This is a genomic window from Bacillus sp. UNC322MFChir4.1, assembly GCF_000746135.1.
Classification (GTDB): Bacteria; Bacillota; Bacilli; order Bacillales; family Bacillaceae_G; genus Bacillus_A.
In genome coordinates this window covers 50,240-69,377 of record NZ_JQKQ01000013.1, presented here as the reverse complement: position 1 = coordinate 69,377, position 19,138 = coordinate 50,240, and the positions used below count along the sequence as shown (strand labels likewise).

The window sequence follows — 19,138 nt, the reverse complement described above, 5'->3', positions numbered from 1 at the left end:
GGGATATGAGTCCCTGCTATGCCGGAACCGAAAAATAATTTTTTAATTTAACGAGAGATTACTTGGACAAGAAAAAAATGGTAAAATCGACAAAGAACTTTATGGGAGGTGAACCAATTAAAAGGATTATTCCATCTTGGAGTATTCGTATTTTAATAAGAAAGTAGCTTTAAGGAGGGTGAAATGGAACCGAAAATAAATATCAATCATTCAGCACATTTTTCTTGGCTGTCACGCTGGCCGCAATGGACCGGGTATGCTGCAGCTATATGGTCTCTACTATACGGGTTACTCGGGCTGTATTGGTTATTTGGAGGAACTAGATTTCCTTTTGGTAAAAGCGATTTACGTGGAAAAATGATGGGCTCGTTTTTATCAGATCTTAATGTAGAGGTCGGAGGAACAGTCATTGCCACTGCTGGATTAGTGGGAACAGTGGTAGCTTTTGCGATGATAAGTACATGGGGACGCCGAATTCCTATTGTGATATTGCTCTCTTTTGCATGGATAAAGAGTGTTACGCTTGTATTGATAGTTCCCGATGCTCGAATTGTGCAGAACTTTGCTTATTTATTTTTGCTTCATTTCGATCTGATTGACTGGAGAGTTGCTAATCAAGTCTTTTGTATAGTGGGCGGCTTCATATGGGGTGCTTCTGCTTTAGTGTACTTTCGTCTCACACGGAATGCTTGTGTCAACTGCGGCAGGAAGGACGTTTCTGAAGGATCATCAGCAAAATCTGCTGCTCCTCAGTGGGGAAAGTGGTTTACCTACCTAGCGGTCATTTTGGCGTTTCCATATGGTATCGTCCGCTGGGCATGGGCCCTAGGTATTCCATTGGGGACAAATAACATAGCAATAGTTGGGAATGAAGACATTGTAATAACTGAAGCCATCTTAGGAGGGTTATGTATTGGCGGTGGAATCCTAACCCTAGGGCTTATTCAGAGATGGGGAGAAATTTTTCCACGTTGGTGTTTATTTCTAGCAGGTAAACAAATTCCAATCTGGATTGTAGTAGCTCCTGCCACGTTTATTTCGGCTATAATCACAATAACAGGTCTGAAGCTTAGTCCCTCAATCATATATATGATGGTTAATGGTACAATCACTATCGAAAATTGGGGAAAACTTGTTCCCTTTTTATCCTGGCTGCCTTGGGGAATATCACTAGGGATCGCAATTCTGGCCTATTATTTAAGAAGACGCGGTCGATGTAAGCATTGTGGTAAACTTTAGTACTCATCGTTTTTCTACCAGGACTCCATGGAGCGTTAATATAGATAATACCAAAGAATAAGTTTAGATTATAACTAATCCTAGAATAATTACTATTTTGTGATTCAATCGAGATACGTGTAAAACTAGGTCATAACAATACATTTATTTCATTTGACTGCTTATATCGGCTCTATAAGATGATTTGAACATTCTGATACCAACTGTATTATTATGGACGTTAAAATTCATTACAAGCTAATCTGAAGTGTCGATTTTTTATACATCTGTACGATTTTTCGTTCAAATGTATAAATATAGAAAAAGTATCCTTTATAGTGTAAGGATACTTTTTTATTCTTGCTATGTTAGGTCCCACCACATGCCCATCAAGCTAAAATTTTGAGACACTTATGAGAGTTCAGCTCATTTTTTTCTTTTTGCGGTAGTCGCTTTTCTTAAATTGGAATTCTCTTCTTTATTTCCTATAAATTGTTCATTTTTTCGGAAATACTATTATAAGTTTTTATTCACTAACTCTAAGGTGCTACTTATAAAAGCTTGATAAGGCGTTTTGGGTAGCGAATCTATTTTACTAGCTGCTCTCTGAGCATAGATAAGTGCTTCCTCTACTCTTCCAAGTTGCAAAAGACAATTTGCCCTATATGCATCTGCAGTGTAGAGAATACATAATTCAAGTGGGTAAATAATCGTATTTGGCAGCTTGAATTGCTCAAATGCTTCAAGAGCTTCTTTTACATACCCTTTTCCTAATAATGCTTTCCCTTTTTCAAGATAATAATAGTCACTTCCGATATTCCCCTTTACTAGGGTAGCAAACCTATCTAAGTAATAAAGGGCCTGTTCATAATTCTTTGATGTTTGATTATGGTAATGTGCTTGAAGTAACAGTGTAAAACCTAGAGACTCATCATTTTCACTAAAAATAGCAAACTGTTCTGACTTCTTGATAAAATAAGCATAATCATTTTCATTGTTATGAATAAGGGCTTGGAACGCTGCAATTCGAAAAATATTATCCATCTTATAAAAGATCATTTTCCTCTTGGATAGTTCAATTAATTGATTAAGCTTACTCTTTCCTGCTTTATAGTCACCTATCCCAAAGAGTAAAACCATTTCAACGTAATTTGCTTCTATTTCAACGACCATATCGATCACTGTTGCTTTTTCATGATACTCTTTTCTTATATTTCGCAACATTATTAGGGCATTATAATAATTCTCCTCTTTTGCATGGTATTCCACTATATGCACTTTAGCAGCTACACAGTGACTATAGAGAGATAACCGTTCATAGATCGCTATTGCTTGTTCTATCAACATTTCTCCACGTTTTTTCTCGGATTTCACAATTACCCTTCCAGAAATTTCTAATATCCTAGCAGATTCAAATGAAATGGGAAACTGTTGGTCCAACATGTCTTGTGTCAAATTAATTATCTGTTCATCATTATTTTTTTCAAACGCTTCTTCTACCTTATTAAATAAGTCCTTTAGCCCATCGGATGTAGGGCTTCCTAACAAATATTGGGGATCGCAGCCCAACTGGTGCGCGATAAATTTTAAACTATCCATCGAAGGGTTCGAGTGCCCATTTTCAATCATGCTTAACATCCCTTTTGACATTTTATTACCAGCTAACTCTACAAGTGTCATACCTCTTTCTATTCTTAATTTATTTATTCGTTTTCCTAACTCATTCATATTCAACATCCTTTGTAATTCAATTTACTAGTTCAATTATATTAAACCTTAGCTTGAAAAGAAAATCAGTACATGTTACGATAAGTTCAATTAAATTGAACTTACTTAATTTGGATTTTCAAATGGATAAAACAAAGAATGGGGATTAGATATGAGTGAATTTATTGTGAATGAAATAGGACAAAAACAAGATATAGGCGGTATTGAATTATACTATGAATTGTTAGGGAGAAATAATGAAGGTCCAACCCTAGTTTTTGATTCAGGATATGGAGCCACTTTAGAAAGCTGGAATCCTATTAGAGATGACATTTCAAAGTTCTCAAAAATGTTTATTTATGATAGAGCCGGTATTGGCAAAAGTGGAATGAATGAAACCCCTCGCCATAGTCAACAAAGTGTCGAAAATCTACGTATCTTACTTAATAAAGCCGGTATAAAACCTCCATATGTATTAGTTGGGCACTCATTTGGAGGATTAAATACAAGATTATTTGCAAGCACTTATCCAGAGGAAGTAGTAGGAGTAGTTCTCTTAGACTCAACTCATGAGGATCAAAACAGAATATTGCCCTCTTTATTTACAAAAGGGGTTCAGGAGGCTTATTATAATCAATTTACTTTGGAAGGTTCTCTTAATGAGGTGGAAGAAAGTTTAGAACAAGTTCGTACTTCTAAATCACTTGGAAATATTCCACTCATTGTTGTAACAGGAGGTCTGCAACCTTTTCATACGGCAGAATCTATGGCTACTTGGATGAAATTCCAGAGAGAGCTTGCTAACTTGTCAACTAATAAAAAACATATTATTGTTGAAGATGCTGGACACGCAATACATATTGATAAACCTCAAGTTGTTGTTGAGGTAATAAGGGATATATTAGATATAGTGAAAAATAACAATAAACGCTCTACTCTGTAATTTTATGTTGTTGAATCATTATTACGGGCATTAATAATTTAAGTTTAAATTCATGTTAGATATCCTCTTATATTAAACGTATCACCTGTACAATAACGACACATTTAATATAAGAAACGATACTTTTTCTTTCTAAAATAGTAATTGGTTAGCGGAGAAAAGTAGTTTTTCATCCCAAGGGTAATTCTAGGATATGTTTTTCCTATTTTTAAAATATTCGGCTTCAGGATTCTTCCGATAAATCCGAGTGTTTAATTTTAAGCGAGAGATGTAAAAGGATCCTCTCACATCCATTTGATGTAGATCTTTCAACCTAAATCACGTATACATAAATCATCTCTTTGTACCGTTTGCAAACAAGTGGAACTATAGGTTCGGTCATTTTGTGTATCGGGTTCTAAATGAATATGTAAAAATTCATTTACACCTTTTTGAAGGGATTTTTCTACTACGTCATAAATAGCAAAAAGGGACCTGGAATAGATTCCTTTTTGCTATTTTATAATACCTATTTTATCTTCATCATGTTTTCTCTAACCTATAGAATAAGTTTGAAATTTACATAGCATTTGGCATTATGATCTCACTATTAGCGGCCATTTTTGATTATCATTACCGGTTTTCGGGTATGCAGTCACATTCGTTCTATTATCATATGAGCTTTCGGAAACATCTAACACATAATCAGAGAATTGTTCATTTTTCACATAATAGTATTCATCTTCAGCATGTTCAAGTATCCAACCTTGTGAATCTAAACCTTCATCATAAGAGTCAATAAGAGATTTAAGCTTGTTTATGTTCTGCTTCCTAATTGTTTTAAACTCAAACAATTTTACACTGACAATAAGAGCCATCATAGGGTTAATCCTGCATCCGTTAATAAGCAAAAGGTCTGAAATCCTCAATATAACAAAACCTGTATTATAGACTTTTTCGTAGTTCGTTTATTACTTCAATTGGCATTAGGACCGTACATATTAGACATATCTAAAATGTACGGTCCTTTTGTTTACTAGTGGTTCACTTATCTAACCTAAAGATAAGTATGTGGTCCTTTTACAATTTGAATTTCTTTTTAAGCTTCTTATATTTTCTATATGAACGTCTAACAATGTTTAACATGAAATACGGTATTTTAACAGGGAAAGGCAATTTATAAATGAAAGGCAAGTAAAATGTAAAATATGCCTTTTCTAGGTCTCTCCACTTACTATCTTCTTTTGTTTTTAAGAAATCAGATACATCGACTACATATCCTCTTCCGTTTTCCATCATCACATTTTTCCCGTGAACATCACAAGGAGTTAATCCTTGTTCCCTCGCATACTCTAAAGCTTCATTGATATCAAGGATTACCTGCTTAGGAATTTTAATCCCCTTATGAATAGCATCGTATAAGGTAATTTCTTTTAAACGTTTCAATACTATGAAATTTTTCCCTTTATATATAAGCTTCGAATAAGAAGGATGATTTCCGATTCTTCGGTATACTTCTGACTCTTTTTCAATTCCTTCTCCTTCTCGCGCGTAAACTTTCACTACCCAATCATTGTATTCTTTGTGCATAAATACTGCGGCATAATTACCTGTCCCTAAACACTTCCAAAGTCTAGGAATATCTTTAACTACTACAGGCTCGAATTCATCCTCACTTCTTATGCTTACCTCTTTCAATAATTCGTCCTTTATCAATCCCACAAAACTATTTATACTCATCATTTCCACTCCGGTTTTTCTAAAAGGGGTCCCACCCACATTTTAACGAATGTTGGTGCTACCTCAATTACTATCTTAACAAATTAAAATTTTGTCTCTCTATGCTTTCATTCTTTCCTCATACTGTTTAGCAAGTTTATAAAATGAAGATCGTTTGATGTCATACTTTTTCATAGCTCCTACTGCTGTAATTGAACCAGATTTCCATTCTTTATAAGCCTCAATAAATTTTTCTGTTATTTCGACAGGAGGACGTCCTAAATGTTTACCTTGTTTTCTGGCAAAAGCAATTCCTTCAAACAGATTTCTGTAAAGTGAGAAATCGATATTTACAGACGTGGTTTTTTATAGTTTTCTATGTATCTGTAAAGGTATACTTTAAGTTGATGGATGTGTAGCGATCCCCCACCAGTCACTTTTGTATTAACAATTATGCGTAACTTCTAGCTCATTATTAGCATAGATTGTTCCGTAAGTAGCACAAAGTAACATTCCACCACAAACCTCGCTACTCACTTGAAAGTTTATGCTATCTTCATATGTATCTATGCTATTAGCTCTAATTGTATCTACAAGTTTTTTGAAATCAAGAACCGGTAAATATTTCGTTATAATTTCATAGCTTGATAAATGATCTTCATTATTATATGCATTATATTCCTGAATTTCTTTATAAATCGGACTTGGACTATACGGATCATGTTGCAATTGTCCATTTTCATCTTCGAATTTTTTTATTTCTTCTTTAACTATATAATCTGGATAATCTTCACTACCTTCATCTTCATCACCAAATTCCCAAAATGGATATTCTATATCACATAAGTGCGATATAATCCACATTAGAAATTGCTCATTTATAAAACCCACATTTGCTTCTAACTCCTTGAATCTATTACCATAATATTTTGTAGCCTTTTCTATCTTCTCTTCTTGGGACATATCATCCGTCGCCCCTGTTATATCGCATCCATCTAAATTTATAAAAATGCTATTGAATTTACCTAAAACGCCTAAATCAACGGTTTCACTCCAGTAGGCTTCACCATCTCTATCGCTTTTTATCATAATATCCTCCATTCTGCTGCTATCGACTCAAACCCACGTTTCAATTAGCCTTTTACATCCATCTAAAGATTTTCCTATCGACCCATAATTCTTTTTTCCTAGAATTATAGAATGTCCCCTAGTAACTCGTCTTAAATACACCCAGTCATTTGGAAGTTCCCATGGGAAATTATAGGTATTCCTATTATTTGATTTAACTGGAATAAAGAGAACAATAGGTACGATCAAATCGTCTAGCAACCAAATCTTCCTTACGAATAAAGAAGTGCAGTACCCCTGCGTCCCACCAGCAGAAGCCAACGTCATCATCAGTTTCCAGCTCCAACAACATCTGCATATCCGCGACTTCCTGCTTCGCCTTTTCCTTATCACCACCGAAATGTGTCGCGAGCTTCTCCAATGTTTTATCCGTATTATACTCGTATTCTTCACCAGTCAGCAACATCAATGCTGCTTCGTATTCCGAGTCATCATGCTGTCCTATCGGATAACCAAACAGTTGAATAATATCGTCATCTTCTTCGTCTCGAATTTCATAAAGCAAATCATCATAATCATCTAAGGTAACTTTATCACTCTCTATCTGCTCATTATCAATGTAGGCGAAACCTGGTGGCTCCAGTGATGGACGCGCTTTCAATTCATAGCCAACATAAGTAGTTTCCAACGCAGTCTCACTTAGCGGTTCACGACGGACAACAGATAGTACCTCTGTTTCATCAAACCATATAACTCGATGTTCAATATTGTAAGCTGGCTCATCGATTCCAAGAAAAAAAGACAATATCCCTGTCTTTGGCAATAATGCGTTAGCATCGTTCTTCGCCACATCACACATATTCAATTGAACTAAGAAGGTCATTGGTGTCCCATCTGTTGTAAGCGGCCATGCAAATTGTGGAGGCAGATCTGGATCGCCACCAACACGCGAACACCCCGTCTTTGTGTAATCTGTCTCGCCCACTTTTGCACAACGCACCCCGTGCCGCGATGTCTCCATCAAATAGTTTATCGCATGTTCAAAACCATTATCCTTCAATTGCTGCTTCAGCTTAATTCGACTCTGCTCCTGTAATTGCACGCTAATCCTCTCCCTATTCTCTCATCTAAATAAGTGCATCTACAACATATTCTACCATTTCATACGACACTATACACCATCAGATACGTGATAAAATTCACCCCAATAAACCCAATGAAAATGTAAAAAGAAATCCATTATGGTTTTTTTGTATTACTGTAATAAAAATAAATCTTACTTTTTCTGGACAAAAAAACAAAACAACACAATAATTGGAACTATTTACCGTTTAATTATTTTATACTTAACAAGTATTCGAAAAATCATTTTATAGTGGAGGGCAATACAAAATGAAATTAGGTAAATTAGTACTTATTGGAGCATTAACATTCGGAAGTTTTACAGCTATAGAAATGACTATGCTAACAAAACAAGCTTCAGCAGCTACACAAGATAATTTCACTGTTGTTTCTACAGCAAATTCATATTATCAAGGGCAAAGTTTTTTATTCAAAGCTACAAATGATAATCCATATAGCGTATGGTATCAAGTGAGCATTGAAAAATTAGTCAAAGATAAATGGGAATATTATGATGCAGATGGATTCCATTCGGAATTACCTGCCAACACAGATGAAGGTTTTGATATTTGGACCGGTTGGGGTGGACAAATTGTATCCCCTGGTATGTATCGTCTAAAAGTGGAAACAAAACATTCTGATGGAAAAACAGGCGTTTTTTATACTGAACCAATTGAATTAAAGAAAAGCAGTTGGATGGAAGAATAAAGTACGGTTTGGAAATGAAAGCCGTTTTAATAGTAAGGTATATAGCGCCCTACTTCAAATAGCAAGTCTATAGAGAAAACAACAAAGAAATGGGGGTTCAAATGAAAAAAAGTGTAATTACATTTATTACTTTCACCCTTTTTTGTGTGTCTTGTAGCCATAACACAGATAGTTCTAAAGAAATAGAGAGTACTGGTGCTGCAATCGATGATCCATCTTTAAATTCGCCTGAAGGTAAAAAATTAATGGAATTAGGTAAAAGAGCAGACGAAATGGCACTGGAACAAGAAAAGAGGGGATTTTATAGAACAGGAACAATAGAAAGAGGTAAAATTAAAACGGAAGAGAATAGCTTAGGAATTAGACGATGTGAAGGCTTCATAGGTGAAATAGGCCAATTTATGAAAGTAAAGAAAGATGCAAATTGGTCGTTCTCCCTAAATGAAGAAACCCAGAGAGGCATTATAACAGCATACATTATCGATTCTCATGAGAATATTGTTTTACAGTTAAATCATGAACAGAAAGAAAAAGACATTCAGATCCCCCAAGATGATGTGTATCAAGTAAAAATAACTGGTGAAGATTTTAGTGGTAAATTTTTTTTATCATATAGACAAAAATCATAGATGAATGCATGAACTGGGGTTCGACTGAGATACAGGTAATTTCGGGTCACAAGCTTTAGTTTAATTTCTACTCAAATCTGGAACTAAGCCTACATGGAGATTATTTTATTTACACTGCTATGCTAAATACTCAAAAAAGAGTCTTGATAATCAAGACTCCTTTTCGAGTAACAATTTGTATTTCTTTTTATCGGTTATTTTTCATCACGGGAAAATATTTACTAAATTGATAAGTGGACAATAAGCTCTTTAGTTTCTTTTATCCACTTCATTGAGCAAATACTTTTTTTAATCACTTTGACGTAGACTCAAAATGAGCGGCAATAGTTATCGCATCTTCGATAGAACCGCTTGTCTCTATTCCATATAAAGTATTTCCATTTTGCCAATATACACGGTTTTGTTTGTGTCTGTTATCCACCTCAACAACTGCGTAAGAGTTTGGAGTTGGTAATTTTGTTTTTTCCATTTGTTTCACAATAGATTTTGCTATAGGTATATTTTCATCTTTATTTGTCGATGGACTTTTCACAAAAATTGCCCAATGATCCTTAACAAAATTCAAATACATTGTTCCTGCTGCTCCTTCAGTAAAACCTTTAATCCCATTCCCTACATCTATTGCAGTAGGATCATCTTTGCTTGGAACATCTTTTTCGTAATCAGGATTTAATACAAATGTTGAACATAAACTTTTACCGGCTTCTTCCTTTGTCTCATACTGTTTGACAGATAGTTTTGCGATTTGCTTAGCTTGATTAGAATCCGAAAGTGCAGCGGAATCGACAGGGATTGGACTGTTGCTTTCAAAAAATGTAACAGTGTAATTTTTATCTTGCCCTTCTGTGTGTGCAGATAAAGCCTTTTTTTCATTAGACAAAGGGATTTCTGTTGGTAAGAAAATATTTATTTTTGTTTTTGCTTTTAAAGCCGTTTGAGTCGCTGCAAATACATCTTTTTGTTTCGGTGCATGAGACTCTTGTTGTTTTTCTGTTTGATCCTTAGATACAATAGATTCTTTTTTGTCACATGCTCCTAGTAAGAGTAGGGAAACACACATGAATGCTGAAAGTTTTTTCATTTCTTTTACCTCGAGTTTATTAATTTTGTAAAAAATAACATTATGAATTTAATTATAAAGTGACCTCAAAACAAAACCTATGACATTTGTTTTAAAGTCTCTAGTATAGCAACCGTAAACGCAGAGTTTTCTTCTTGTTCTAAAGCTCGGAAATACAAGCTTCTTAAGAAGTTTCTAATGTTTTGTACTAAAATATCATTTCGAGAAGTTGACGCTTCTTCAATTTTTGTAAGGCTATGAAGCCAATTGTTCCATTCTTCTTGAGTTAGGAGATTTTGGTTCCATATAGACGTTACTGCTGTCACTAATCTCTCATCTTCAAAGTTTATGTATACGTAATCATGCAGACGAACCTTATGAAAAATAACAGTTAGGATTCCATGTGAAAATTCGCGATTTCGTATCGTACGAGCTAAAGCGTCTAGCGCATCTGCGGCATGTGCAGTAGAATGAGCCCAGCCTTTTCCATCTACAAAGCCCCTTACATCTTGTTCAAGATATACATATTCAAGAACTTGTTCTGCTACGCTGTAGAGTTGTTCTTCAGATAAGAACGGTTCTTTTTCATGAACAGATAAAATAAGCGGTGGGATTAGAACTGAGAAAGCCCGTTTAAAAACGGAGTCTGTTCCTTTTTCACCGATTTTATAAAACAAATAATCAGGACTTAGCGCCTGCAAGAGTAGGCCGCGTAATTCTTTTTCTCTAAATACTTCACCAGTAATCCATCGCTCAAGCGTACTGTAAATCAATTCATCACGAAACTCTGCATCAGTTGAACCGATATAATCCATCATCCATTGTGCATATGGATATGCGTCCACATCTTCTGGTACAGCGAAATTGTTATTTTTGATTTGTTTCAGTTCTTCTTTCAATTCTTGTTCATCCATCATTGCACTTTCTATCCCCTTTTTAAATTTTTCTATCTCGCTTATATACTACCTTATATTTATCTTGATATACCATCCTCTTTTTATATTTACCCCTTATTATATACGAATTGTATCAACTATTTGCATATAACTGTACCTCTAAAATTAAATTTGATCAATTTATAATTTTTCTAGATATTGCAAATTATATTTTTTTTCAGAAATACATGAGTCCTTCATAAAAAACGAAAAGAATCGACTCTATATGTTAGAGGATTCTCTTCGCTTTAAAACTTGAAATAAGTCCCTTACACAATCAGGCTACTCTGCGATAATTATTTTGTTTTTCTCTTTGCTGATTAGGTGGACCAATAAAAATAGCGATAAAAAATGAAACAACACACAGTGCACCAATTACAATAAAGGTTGGTTTAAATCCACCTAATATTGCACCGATAAAGGCACCTGTGAGTGCTCCTAAACCAAAACCTTGGTAGACGATACCGTAGTTTTTACTATGATTTTTTAGACCGAAGAAATCACCAACAATGGCTGGGAAAATAGTGATATTTCCGCCAAAGCAAAAAGCAACGCTTGCTACACAGGCGAAATAAATCCCATAATTTAAGTCCACAAAACTAAGAGTAAAAACAGATATAGCTATAACGACAAAAGTTGCCGACACAATTTTCAAACGGCTGATTTTATCTGACAACGACCCTAATATAATTCGACCAACAGTATTAAAGATAGCAATCATAGAGACTGCATTGGCTGCTGTTGCTGCACTAAGTCCTACGAGTTGAACACCAATATCCTTTACCATGCTAATTAAGTATAGTCCACTCATACATGATGTGAATAACATGATAAATAATAGATACACTTCTTTTGTGCGAAGCATTTCTCTTGTTGTATAGTCATGACTCTTTGTTTCCTGAACTATATCTTGTTCAGCGGCTTGATGGATAAAACACGCGCCTATAACTATCATAATTGCTACAATTAAGCCCCAGTACAAAAACGCTTGTGATACACCAACTGAATCGATTAGCTTTCCATTAATGAATTTAAAAATTAAACTGCCCGTTCCGTATGCTGAGACAGAAATACCAGAAATCAAACCTTTTCGCTCTGGAAACCACTTTATTAAATTGGAGAGTGTAGTGATATATGCTGTACCATCTGCGTAACCTACAACAACACCTGCTAGCACATAAAGCATTGGTAATGAGGACACTTGCGAGCTAAGCATTAAGCCAATCCCTAGGGATAAACCAGATATAATAATGAGTTTACGAAGTCCCCATTTCTCTTGTAATTTACTCGCAAATAAAGTTGAAAACGCTAAAAAAAAGCTAGTGATTGAGAAGGTTATCGCGACAGCGTTAAGATTCCAGGCGTATTTACTCACTAAAGGCTGATTGAATAAGCTCCATGTATAAATTGTTCCAAGGCCCATTTGGACAATGATTGTACCGAGAATTACGAGCCATGGATTACCAGATGAATGTTTCATTACGCCCTTCCCTTTCTTTTCCTATTTCAATAATTGTCTTACAATGCTTATTATGTCCACAATGCTTTGTGAGATGCGAATATTGAAATGAAAATAAATGCAGAGTATTACCATCCAAGCTATCATTTGAAACAATAAAAAAACACTTATCGATGAAGTGTCTTTTTATTGTTTCAATATATTTTATTTTTTGGTGGTAAAACTGTATCTTCAATACTTTACCCCGCTATTCGTGGGCAGTAATACTCCCACCTCAAAATTTAGCGAAAGCATTGTCCAGCTCCAGCGGCTAGAATCTTCGGTCGTTTCGTCCCCTCGGACGAGGCAAAAAGCGCCTCTCTGTCAGGGGCGTGGGCGTCCTGCGATTCTGAGCGAGCCGCTTCCGCTTTTCTTAAGAAGTTAGGTGGGAGATAAACTGCCCGTAAAAGCCCGATTGGTGAGGGCTGATAATCAGTGGGGGATGAAGAAAACCCCCACTGATTAAAGTTTCACTTTATGTACATACCGTATGAAACAATCTGATTTTTTAAGACTTCAGATAAATGGTTGCAAATCAACCAGCGTTTTTTCAGATCCCCACTTAATTATGCGTATTCCTTTAAATGATGGGCTGCTGACTAAGCAAATGTATCAGCCACTAAATTGCTAAAGTCTCTTAAATATTGAAGATAATTGGTTCCTCCATAGTTATACCTCTTGTTATACATCTTTGCGACAACGACATTATATTTAGGAATAACTAAAATTGTTGGCCCTGTCACGCCTAATATTTGATAAGATCCTTTTGGAACTCTTTCACCTATTTCATTTTGGAGTGCTGGTGTATTTTGAACAAACCAAAATAATCCGTTTTGTGGTAAATTTGTATTTTTAAAATGAGGAGAATGCAATTGTGTTGCAATTTCAATAACTTCTTCTGGTACAATTTGTTTTCCATTCAAATAGCCCTTATTTAGATGAAGATTTCCCCAATAAGCAAATTCTCTAGCAGAGACAAAAAGATTCGATTCTGTCCCGTCATCTGATTTACCTAACTTACTTCCAGCTTCTTCTTCAGGATTTATGACTACTTTTACTAAGTTGTCATGATCTGTTATTTGCCAAGCCGTTTCTGTAAAACCTGCGGGTATAAAGACTCGTTCTTTCAGTAATTCCGGAAAACTTTTATTATATAGCTTATAAATTAGCTGCGTCATCATTTCGACATTGATACCTCTGTAAGCCCATCCTTCTCCAGGTTCAAATTCTCGGTACATGATTTTGCTGTCACTCACATTAAGACCGTGCGAATGAGTTACTAAGTGCCTGATGCTTGTTTTACCAAGTAAAGTTTTGTCATACTCTTTAAAGTAATCTACAGCATAATCGTCTAAACTTTTTATTTTCCCTTCATAAAGCGCATAGGCGATCGCAAGTCCTAAATAACTTTTTCTTGCAGAAGCAACGTTAAACTGTGAAGTTGCTGTAATAGGAAAACTATTTTTTGTATTAGAATGAGTTCCGCTATAATGCTCCAATACAACTTTATTATCTTTCATAATATAAAGTGCTGCTGCGGAGCTATGGTTTCGTTCTTTTATATGTTCTACCCATGAAATTATTTGCTCGTATTTTTTCATTTTTATTCCTTTCTTTATTGAATCTATACCCAATTTCAAATTCGACAAAAAATGAAAAATACCTTTCTTCAGTACTATGAGTTCGGATCTTATATACTGAATGATTTTCATATTGAAAAAATAAGAAAGCAGGAGAAGGTTTTCCTGCTTTCTTAGTGATACTTTGGATGTATTATTCAATTGAATTCTCTTCTATTGAGCCATTGTTCATATTCTTCCCATAAAATATTTCGTCCATTTCCAATTTTAATTTCTTTGTAATTTCTTGTTGTTCATCAACAGACAATGTTTCTTGTGTATATCCAAACAAATAGTTATTTAAGTCAAATTTTTTTAGTTTGCATTTTGTGTGAAAAATATGTTCTTGATATACATTAACATCAATCATGTCATACAATTTTTTTACATTCTCTGGGATGTAATTTTGGATGGAATTTATTTCGTGGTCAATAAATAATTTGTTGCCCGTTATATCCCTTGTAAAGCCACGAACTCGGTAATCAATCGTCATTATATCTGTATCGAATGAATGAATTAAATAATTGAGTGCTTTAAGCGGAGAAATTTCTCCGCATGTAGACACATCAATATCTGCTCTAAAAGTGCTGATTCCTTCATCTGGGTGATATTCAGGATATGTATGAACCGTTATATGGCTTTTATCTAACTGTATAACGACTGAACCTGGAAGAGGACCTGGTGATTCGTTAAATGATTCAGTTGGAACTTCTACAACCGGGCCTTCAGAAACTAATATTGTTACGCTCGCTCCTTGTGGGACGTAGTCTTGTTTGGCAACGTTTAATACGTGTGCTCCTATAATATCAGATACATTTTTTAAAATATTTGTTAATCTCTCTGCATTATATTGTTCATCTATGTATTCTATATAAGCTTCTCGTTCTTTTTTTGTTTTTGTATAGCAAATATCATACATGTTAAAACTTAATGATTTTGTAAGATTATTAAATCCGTGCAATTGAATTCTTTGCTCCGGTGTTAGTTTCATGGTGAATCCCCCTCTATTTTATATCCAATTAGGATTTATGCACCTTTTATGATATAGAGTTCCATCCTATAATTTTTTTCATGCATACGTTGTTTACTTAGAATTGTTTACAAATTTTTTCAATGTAACGTTTTGTTTTTACCAAAATACGGTAAGTGAAATTCATTCGTTTTCATGAAACATGCGTTTAAATTTCTATCATTTGAAAAAAGCTTAGAGTCAATTAAATCTAAGCTTTTTTCAATACATTATTTTTTTAAATCTCTTTTTGTTACTTCGCTTCTAATATTTACATCTTTTGAGAACTCTGTATCGTTTTTTAAACTGTTAGGATATTTGTTTTTACGTTCTCGATTATCATTTCTGTTTGTCATAAATGCCCCTCCTTTTGTTAAGGTTTGTACCTATTTTTTACGAAAGGAACCATTTCATACAGGAGAAATTATTATTTCTATTCCATTTTTTGCGAGATCTCTTTTAGAAAGAATACATTTTGATTCGCACATACTATTCATTGGAGGTGACAAATATGGGAAACAATCAAAACCCGTTCACAATAAAGAAACGTAATGCTAATGGACAATATGATAAGGAAGCGCATAGCATTGACAGTCATGGGAATTATGTACCAAATACCCCAACAAATGATGCAATTCTTCGTGCTGAAAGAGCAAAAAAATGACTGTTCTGAAGGCTAAAATATTAGAGTTATTACCGGTATCGGTAAAAAAGCTCCTTCAACAAGAAATGCTAAATGGAAATCGATGTCTTATTGATTTCATAGCAGATGATGCGATTGCTTATGAATTTGAACCAGAACAAGTAGCTCCCTGTATTATGGCAGCTTATTATGTTTACGAATCAACTGCCTACCCAAGCGAAATGGAAGAGGAATGGAAGTTGATGTTAGTTTTTCACGCAGCTATTCGTTCGGCGATGAAGCTTCTGTCTTACGGTAAATATAATGCTAAACGATCTGAAAGTGGATGGATGAGTTATACAAATTTATAAAGTTTCATTTGAAGTAAAAAAGTCCGATTGTAACCGTATTAAGGTTATATCGGACTTACAATAAACATAATTTTGGAAGCAATAATAACGCATTATAAAAATTCAGCTCACTAGCTCCAAATAAAGCGTCAAGTTCCCCATTGATTCTTTACAGCAGCAGAATTACCTCTTTCAGTTTTGTCCACGTCAGCTGGTACAAAATTAAGCTATAGTTTTTTATTAGATCAGGATGATTCGTATCGACACCTCTGTCGATTACACCGACTGTTACTCCTTTTCCTACCCCTCCAATAAATTACCTATATGAATATGTTTTTTACTCCTAACTAAGTAGCTCCAGATTAGCAAATGATCTAGGAGAAATTGTTATTTCAATGCATGCCAAGGAGAACGAGCCTATATATTATTTTTTTTACGCTAGGTAATTTCTTCAACCAAATAATTACTACATACGTTATTTTTTATAAATAGATAACCTGTCCAAGCAAGAGGAGATATCTGTAAATAGAATGGTATGAGAACTACCTTTAAAGATGTAATAAAAAAGATAGCCAACATATTTTGTAGCTTTCTATTCAATATTGTTCTTACAAACGCTACATTATGTGCCTATCTACATATAAAAAGGGGAGATGTACAATCGCTTACGTATTCGAACGATGCATAAATATATGTTTGGAAATTATAATTGCTCCAGGTGCAAATATAGAGCTGTCTATAAGTGACTTCGATACATGTCCATCAGGGGTTATAATTGATGATGACGTAATTATTATTTCGTTACCGTTTGTTGCATGTGTAGAAATTACGATTACTGATGATAACACCATCACGATTGAACTAATTGATTCATTAGCCTTTCTTTCTTTTCCGCCTCCTAATTGGAAATAGTACGTGAAAAGTGTATATAGTGAATAACCACTAACTGCTCAGTAACGAAAAAAGGAACAAAAACGAAATTGTTTTTGTTCCTTTTTTCTACTGTATTAATACTCTATTTCATCATAATCTTTTGGTTGTGGTAGTGGTTGTATATTACTTGCATCTTTTGGATCACTATAAATAGCATTTTCTTCTGTATTTAATTTTTTTATGTTTTGTTTTATATTTTCATTAGGATGTTTGTTCATTTTCGTTATCTCCTTCACATCTTTATAAATGTAGTCATGCCCTATAGTATTCTTTTTACTCTATTGGAGCCATGAAACATGAATTAATATCATTAAATGTAAAAATACGGTAAATGAAATTACTTTGATCTTTGACAACAAAACATTTTCAATCAAATTACATAAAAAAAACTTGAATTCATGCGAATCCAAGCTGTCTCATATTCCTTATAAATTACATGGTTTTTAACTACGCAAATTCCCTCTCAACCAAGGACGCTGACGATGGAAACCAATCGGAATTTGGATAAGACTCGTTTCTTCTTCTGCATCCAACCTATAAAGTTCGTCACACAAATTTACATCGAACCCAAGAAGCGGGTGTCCCCCTAGCCCAAGGCTAGAAGCTACTAACAATAATTTTTGTACAAGGATTCCTGCTTCCATCTGTTGAATACGGTATCCTCTATATCCTAGTTCAGTTTTAAGATGATTTTTATCCCCCACTACATGTAGACATAGCGGCACTTGAAAAAGATTCACATTGTGAAGTGTCATCCCGCTTTGTAGTAAGAATCTATGATCTCCAAGATGTACTTGTCGTAATGTATGAGCATTACTGTCATAATGATAAGCGCCGTTTGGGATACCTTCAACGCCAAATAAACATACGTATATGGAAACACGGGATGCGATTTCTTCATAATTTGAATCTAAATCATTTTGATAGGCAAAAGAATCAGTCACTTCATGCAATAACGTATTCAATTGTTCTTGACTCATTTTCTTAAAAGTAAAATCCATTTCCGGTGAAAATCGATTTTGGCACGCTGCTGTTAAGTCATACGACATTCGCTTTATACGAGGAAGAACTAACGCTTGCCCACCATGCATTCTATTCATTTCACTCTTGATTGTTTGAAATGATTGTGTTGATTCAAGCATAGATGCTTCATTCATTTGAATCAACATCGGATACTCTGCAATCTTTCGTGATCGGACATAGTGATTATGATGAATAATTGGTAATTCTTCACATAATTGAGTGGCGGAGACTTCTATATTCGTATCATCATTTTCATGATTGAACTTTTGGTGTTCAGAATTTATCGATAGAGGGATAACTGCATATACACTCTCCTCTTGTTCCGATAAGCCGAGTAAATGATTGATGGCCCGGTCTAGAAATTGAAAATGCACGCTTGAGTTGAACTGAAATTGTTTTGCTACTTCAAACAATTGTCCGATTAACACGCCTGCATCCAATCCTTGCAAACGATAAGAAAAGTTATGGTACTTAAAGAAATTTTTCCAAAACATTGTCGATACAAAAATAACACCGAAACAAGCGGATGTGTCACAACTATTACCAAGAGTTCGGTCTACATATGAATCAAAGTTCCCTTCTCTTAATAACACTAAGCGGTGGTGTGCTACATCATAGTGATAAATCCCAGCAGGGACATTTTCCATCTTTAAATATATATATAATTCATTTGGATATAAAGCTCCGCCCGAGGGAACAAATCTCCGATACGACTGCATAACATTTACTTCTGGTGTTGGTCCGGTTGACTGATAAAATTGAGTAATCCCAAATACGTACCAGAGAAAATGACCAATTTCGCGAAGGCTTGGTTCTGTTGAAATTTCGAGATTTTCAAGCGTTAATGTTACTTCTGAAGATAACGGAATTCCCGGTAGGTTTTGATAAAGTTTATATGGAAGTGGCCCGTCTTCCCAATCTACCTCCCAAGTTGAAGAGGTTGCTTCGTCAGTATTAAAATGCAAATTGTTCAAAAATGTCTCTAAACTCACCCTT

The 19,138-nt window shown here is 34.7% G+C and carries 22 protein-coding genes and 2 pseudogenes; 7 read left to right on the top strand and 17 right to left on the bottom strand.

The features are described 5' to 3' along the window. The first annotated feature begins 183 nt into the window (after positions 1–183). The gene (locus BR72_RS06655) at positions 184–1,239 is read left to right on the top strand and encodes a hypothetical protein (protein WP_231559679.1); all 1,056 of its coding nucleotides are present in this window, start codon (positions 184–186) and stop codon (positions 1,237–1,239) included. Between the two features lie 495 nt (positions 1,240–1,734). Here BR72_RS06655 and BR72_RS06650 read toward each other — a convergent pair whose 3' ends face one another. Beyond that, entirely contained in the window at positions 1,735–2,946 is a 1,212-nt protein-coding gene (locus tag BR72_RS06650) for a helix-turn-helix domain-containing protein (protein ID WP_231559678.1), read from the bottom strand. 151 nt (positions 2,947–3,097) lie between these two features. On the opposite strand from BR72_RS06650, the gene BR72_RS06645 reads away from it, so the two are divergent. Further along, the gene (locus tag BR72_RS06645) at positions 3,098–3,868 is read left to right on the top strand and encodes an alpha/beta fold hydrolase (RefSeq protein WP_035431228.1); all 771 of its coding nucleotides are present in this window, start codon (positions 3,098–3,100) and stop codon (positions 3,866–3,868) included. A 204-nt stretch (positions 3,869–4,072) separates the two neighbouring features. On the opposite strand, the pseudogene BR72_RS26995 reads toward BR72_RS06645, so the two are convergent. The 7 genes and pseudogenes from BR72_RS26995 to BR72_RS06625 all read right to left on the bottom strand — a co-directional run. Further along, positions 4,073–4,287: pseudogene (locus tag BR72_RS26995) on the bottom strand (IS4 family transposase); the annotation flags it as partial. A gap of 156 nt (positions 4,288–4,443) precedes the next feature. Continuing rightward, the gene (locus BR72_RS06640) at positions 4,444–4,776 is read right to left on the bottom strand and encodes an RICIN domain-containing protein (RefSeq protein WP_156107907.1); all 333 of its coding nucleotides are present in this window, start codon (positions 4,774–4,776) and stop codon (positions 4,444–4,446) included. 151 nt (positions 4,777–4,927) lie between these two features. Further along, positions 4,928–5,587, bottom strand: a complete 660-nt coding sequence (locus tag BR72_RS06635) for a protein kinase family protein (protein ID WP_035431222.1) — start codon at positions 5,585–5,587, stop codon at positions 4,928–4,930. Positions 5,588–5,686: 99 nt separating this feature from the next. After that, positions 5,687–5,884 (bottom strand): annotated as a pseudogene (locus tag BR72_RS26990) (recombinase family protein); the annotation flags it as partial. Between the two features lie 126 nt (positions 5,885–6,010). After that, positions 6,011–6,655: a hypothetical protein gene (locus BR72_RS06630; protein WP_035431220.1), complete on the bottom strand. Its 645-nt coding sequence runs from the start codon at positions 6,653–6,655 to the stop codon at positions 6,011–6,013. A 27-nt stretch (positions 6,656–6,682) separates the two neighbouring features. Next, a complete protein-coding gene (locus tag BR72_RS25370; RefSeq protein WP_081904815.1) occupies positions 6,683–6,961 on the bottom strand; it encodes a dihydrofolate reductase in 279 nt (92 codons plus the stop codon). Further along, positions 6,849–7,736, bottom strand: a complete 888-nt coding sequence (locus BR72_RS06625; RefSeq protein WP_035431218.1) for a YwqG family protein — start codon at positions 7,734–7,736, stop codon at positions 6,849–6,851. Before BR72_RS06625 ends, BR72_RS25370 begins: the two co-directional genes overlap by 113 nt. Before the next feature lie 290 nt (positions 7,737–8,026). Here BR72_RS06625 and BR72_RS06620 point away from each other — a divergent pair, with 290 nt between their 5' ends. Together BR72_RS06620 and BR72_RS06615 are read left to right on the top strand one after the other, a co-directional pair. After that, positions 8,027–8,464, top strand: a complete 438-nt coding sequence (locus BR72_RS06620) for a DUF5065 family protein (protein ID WP_035431215.1) — start codon at positions 8,027–8,029, stop codon at positions 8,462–8,464. A gap of 101 nt (positions 8,465–8,565) precedes the next feature. Further along, positions 8,566–9,093 (top strand): hypothetical protein, encoded by a 528-nt coding sequence (locus tag BR72_RS06615; protein WP_035431213.1) that lies wholly within the window; start codon positions 8,566–8,568, stop codon positions 9,091–9,093. A 292-nt stretch (positions 9,094–9,385) separates the two neighbouring features. Here BR72_RS06615 and BR72_RS06610 read toward each other — a convergent pair whose 3' ends face one another. The 6 genes from BR72_RS06610 to BR72_RS27325 all read right to left on the bottom strand — a co-directional run bounded on the left by BR72_RS06610 (position 9,386) and on the right by BR72_RS27325 (position 15,570). Further along, the gene (locus tag BR72_RS06610; protein WP_035431210.1) at positions 9,386–10,174 is read right to left on the bottom strand and encodes a hypothetical protein; all 789 of its coding nucleotides are present in this window, start codon (positions 10,172–10,174) and stop codon (positions 9,386–9,388) included. A gap of 77 nt (positions 10,175–10,251) precedes the next feature. After that, the gene (locus BR72_RS06605; protein WP_035431208.1) at positions 10,252–11,070 is read right to left on the bottom strand and encodes a DUF2785 domain-containing protein; all 819 of its coding nucleotides are present in this window, start codon (positions 11,068–11,070) and stop codon (positions 10,252–10,254) included. 295 nt (positions 11,071–11,365) lie between these two features. Next, positions 11,366–12,568: an L-lactate MFS transporter gene (locus BR72_RS06600; protein WP_035431205.1), complete on the bottom strand. Its 1,203-nt coding sequence runs from the start codon at positions 12,566–12,568 to the stop codon at positions 11,366–11,368. Between the two features lie 617 nt (positions 12,569–13,185). Further along, positions 13,186–14,187 (bottom strand): serine hydrolase domain-containing protein, encoded by a 1,002-nt coding sequence (locus tag BR72_RS06595; protein ID WP_035431450.1) that lies wholly within the window; start codon positions 14,185–14,187, stop codon positions 13,186–13,188. 172 nt (positions 14,188–14,359) lie between these two features. Then, a complete protein-coding gene (gene speD, locus BR72_RS06590) occupies positions 14,360–15,196 on the bottom strand; it encodes an adenosylmethionine decarboxylase (RefSeq protein WP_035431202.1) in 837 nt (278 codons plus the stop codon). 248 nt (positions 15,197–15,444) lie between these two features. Further along, positions 15,445–15,570 (bottom strand): hypothetical protein, encoded by a 126-nt coding sequence (locus BR72_RS27325; RefSeq protein WP_269320423.1) that lies wholly within the window; start codon positions 15,568–15,570, stop codon positions 15,445–15,447. A 155-nt stretch (positions 15,571–15,725) separates the two neighbouring features. Here BR72_RS27325 and BR72_RS26675 point away from each other — a divergent pair, with 155 nt between their 5' ends. Together BR72_RS26675 and BR72_RS06585 are read left to right on the top strand one after the other, a co-directional pair. After that, positions 15,726–15,878 carry a hypothetical protein gene (locus tag BR72_RS26675; protein WP_197059925.1) on the top strand — a complete coding sequence of 51 codons (153 nt, stop codon included), beginning with the start codon at positions 15,726–15,728 and terminating at the stop codon, positions 15,876–15,878. A 5-nt stretch (positions 15,879–15,883) separates the two neighbouring features. Further along, positions 15,884–16,207, top strand: coding sequence for a hypothetical protein (locus BR72_RS06585; RefSeq protein ID WP_035431448.1), 324 nt, complete (start codon positions 15,884–15,886; stop codon positions 16,205–16,207). 148 nt (positions 16,208–16,355) lie between these two features. Here the strand turns inward: BR72_RS06585 and BR72_RS27595 are convergent, their stop codons facing one another. Then, positions 16,356–16,463, bottom strand: coding sequence for a hypothetical protein (locus BR72_RS27595; RefSeq protein ID WP_442852841.1), 108 nt, complete (start codon positions 16,461–16,463; stop codon positions 16,356–16,358). A 419-nt stretch (positions 16,464–16,882) separates the two neighbouring features. On the opposite strand from BR72_RS27595, the gene BR72_RS26280 reads away from it, so the two are divergent. Next, entirely contained in the window at positions 16,883–17,098 is a 216-nt protein-coding gene (locus BR72_RS26280) for a hypothetical protein (RefSeq protein ID WP_141771609.1), read from the top strand. 95 nt (positions 17,099–17,193) lie between these two features. On the opposite strand, the gene BR72_RS26670 is transcribed toward BR72_RS26280, so the two are convergent. Then, a complete protein-coding gene (locus BR72_RS26670; protein ID WP_035431200.1) occupies positions 17,194–17,337 on the bottom strand; it encodes a hypothetical protein in 144 nt (47 codons plus the stop codon). A 225-nt stretch (positions 17,338–17,562) separates the two neighbouring features. Next, on the bottom strand, positions 17,563–19,134 hold the full coding sequence (locus BR72_RS06575; protein ID WP_035431197.1) for a SagB family peptide dehydrogenase: 1,572 nt from the start codon (positions 19,132–19,134) through the stop codon (positions 17,563–17,565). Positions 19,135–19,138 lie beyond the last annotated feature (4 nt).

Bases quoted from the DNA above. Each gene is read 5' to 3' on its own strand.
- BR72_RS06655 (WP_231559679.1), top strand. From the start codon at position 184: ATGGAACCGAAAATAAATATCAATCATTCAGCACATTTTTCTTGGCTG.
- BR72_RS06650 (WP_231559678.1), bottom strand. From the start codon at position 2,946: ATGAATGAGTTAGGAAAACGAATAAATAAATTAAGAATAGAAAGAGGT.
- BR72_RS06645 (WP_035431228.1), top strand. From the start codon at position 3,098: ATGAGTGAATTTATTGTGAATGAAATAGGACAAAAACAAGATATAGGC.
- BR72_RS06635 (WP_035431222.1), bottom strand. From the start codon at position 5,587: ATGAGTATAAATAGTTTTGTGGGATTGATAAAGGACGAATTATTGAAA.
- BR72_RS06630 (WP_035431220.1), bottom strand. From the start codon at position 6,655: ATGATAAAAAGCGATAGAGATGGTGAAGCCTACTGGAGTGAAACCGTT.
- BR72_RS25370 (WP_081904815.1), bottom strand. From the start codon at position 6,961: ATGACGTTGGCTTCTGCTGGTGGGACGCAGGGGTACTGCACTTCTTTA.
- BR72_RS06620 (WP_035431215.1), top strand. From the start codon at position 8,027: ATGAAATTAGGTAAATTAGTACTTATTGGAGCATTAACATTCGGAAGT.
- BR72_RS06615 (WP_035431213.1), top strand. From the start codon at position 8,566: ATGAAAAAAAGTGTAATTACATTTATTACTTTCACCCTTTTTTGTGTG.
- BR72_RS06610 (WP_035431210.1), bottom strand. From the start codon at position 10,174: ATGAAAAAACTTTCAGCATTCATGTGTGTTTCCCTACTCTTACTAGGA.
- BR72_RS06605 (WP_035431208.1), bottom strand. From the start codon at position 11,070: ATGATGGATGAACAAGAATTGAAAGAAGAACTGAAACAAATCAAAAAT.
- BR72_RS06600 (WP_035431205.1), bottom strand. From the start codon at position 12,568: ATGAAACATTCATCTGGTAATCCATGGCTCGTAATTCTCGGTACAATC.
- BR72_RS06595 (WP_035431450.1), bottom strand. From the start codon at position 14,187: ATGAAAAAATACGAGCAAATAATTTCATGGGTAGAACATATAAAAGAA.
- speD (WP_035431202.1), bottom strand. From the start codon at position 15,196: ATGAAACTAACACCGGAGCAAAGAATTCAATTGCACGGATTTAATAAT.
- BR72_RS27325 (WP_269320423.1), bottom strand. From the start codon at position 15,570: ATGACAAACAGAAATGATAATCGAGAACGTAAAAACAAATATCCTAAC.
- BR72_RS26675 (WP_197059925.1), top strand. From the start codon at position 15,726: ATGGGAAACAATCAAAACCCGTTCACAATAAAGAAACGTAATGCTAAT.
- BR72_RS26670 (WP_035431200.1), bottom strand. From the start codon at position 17,337: ATGAACAAACATCCTAATGAAAATATAAAACAAAACATAAAAAAATTA.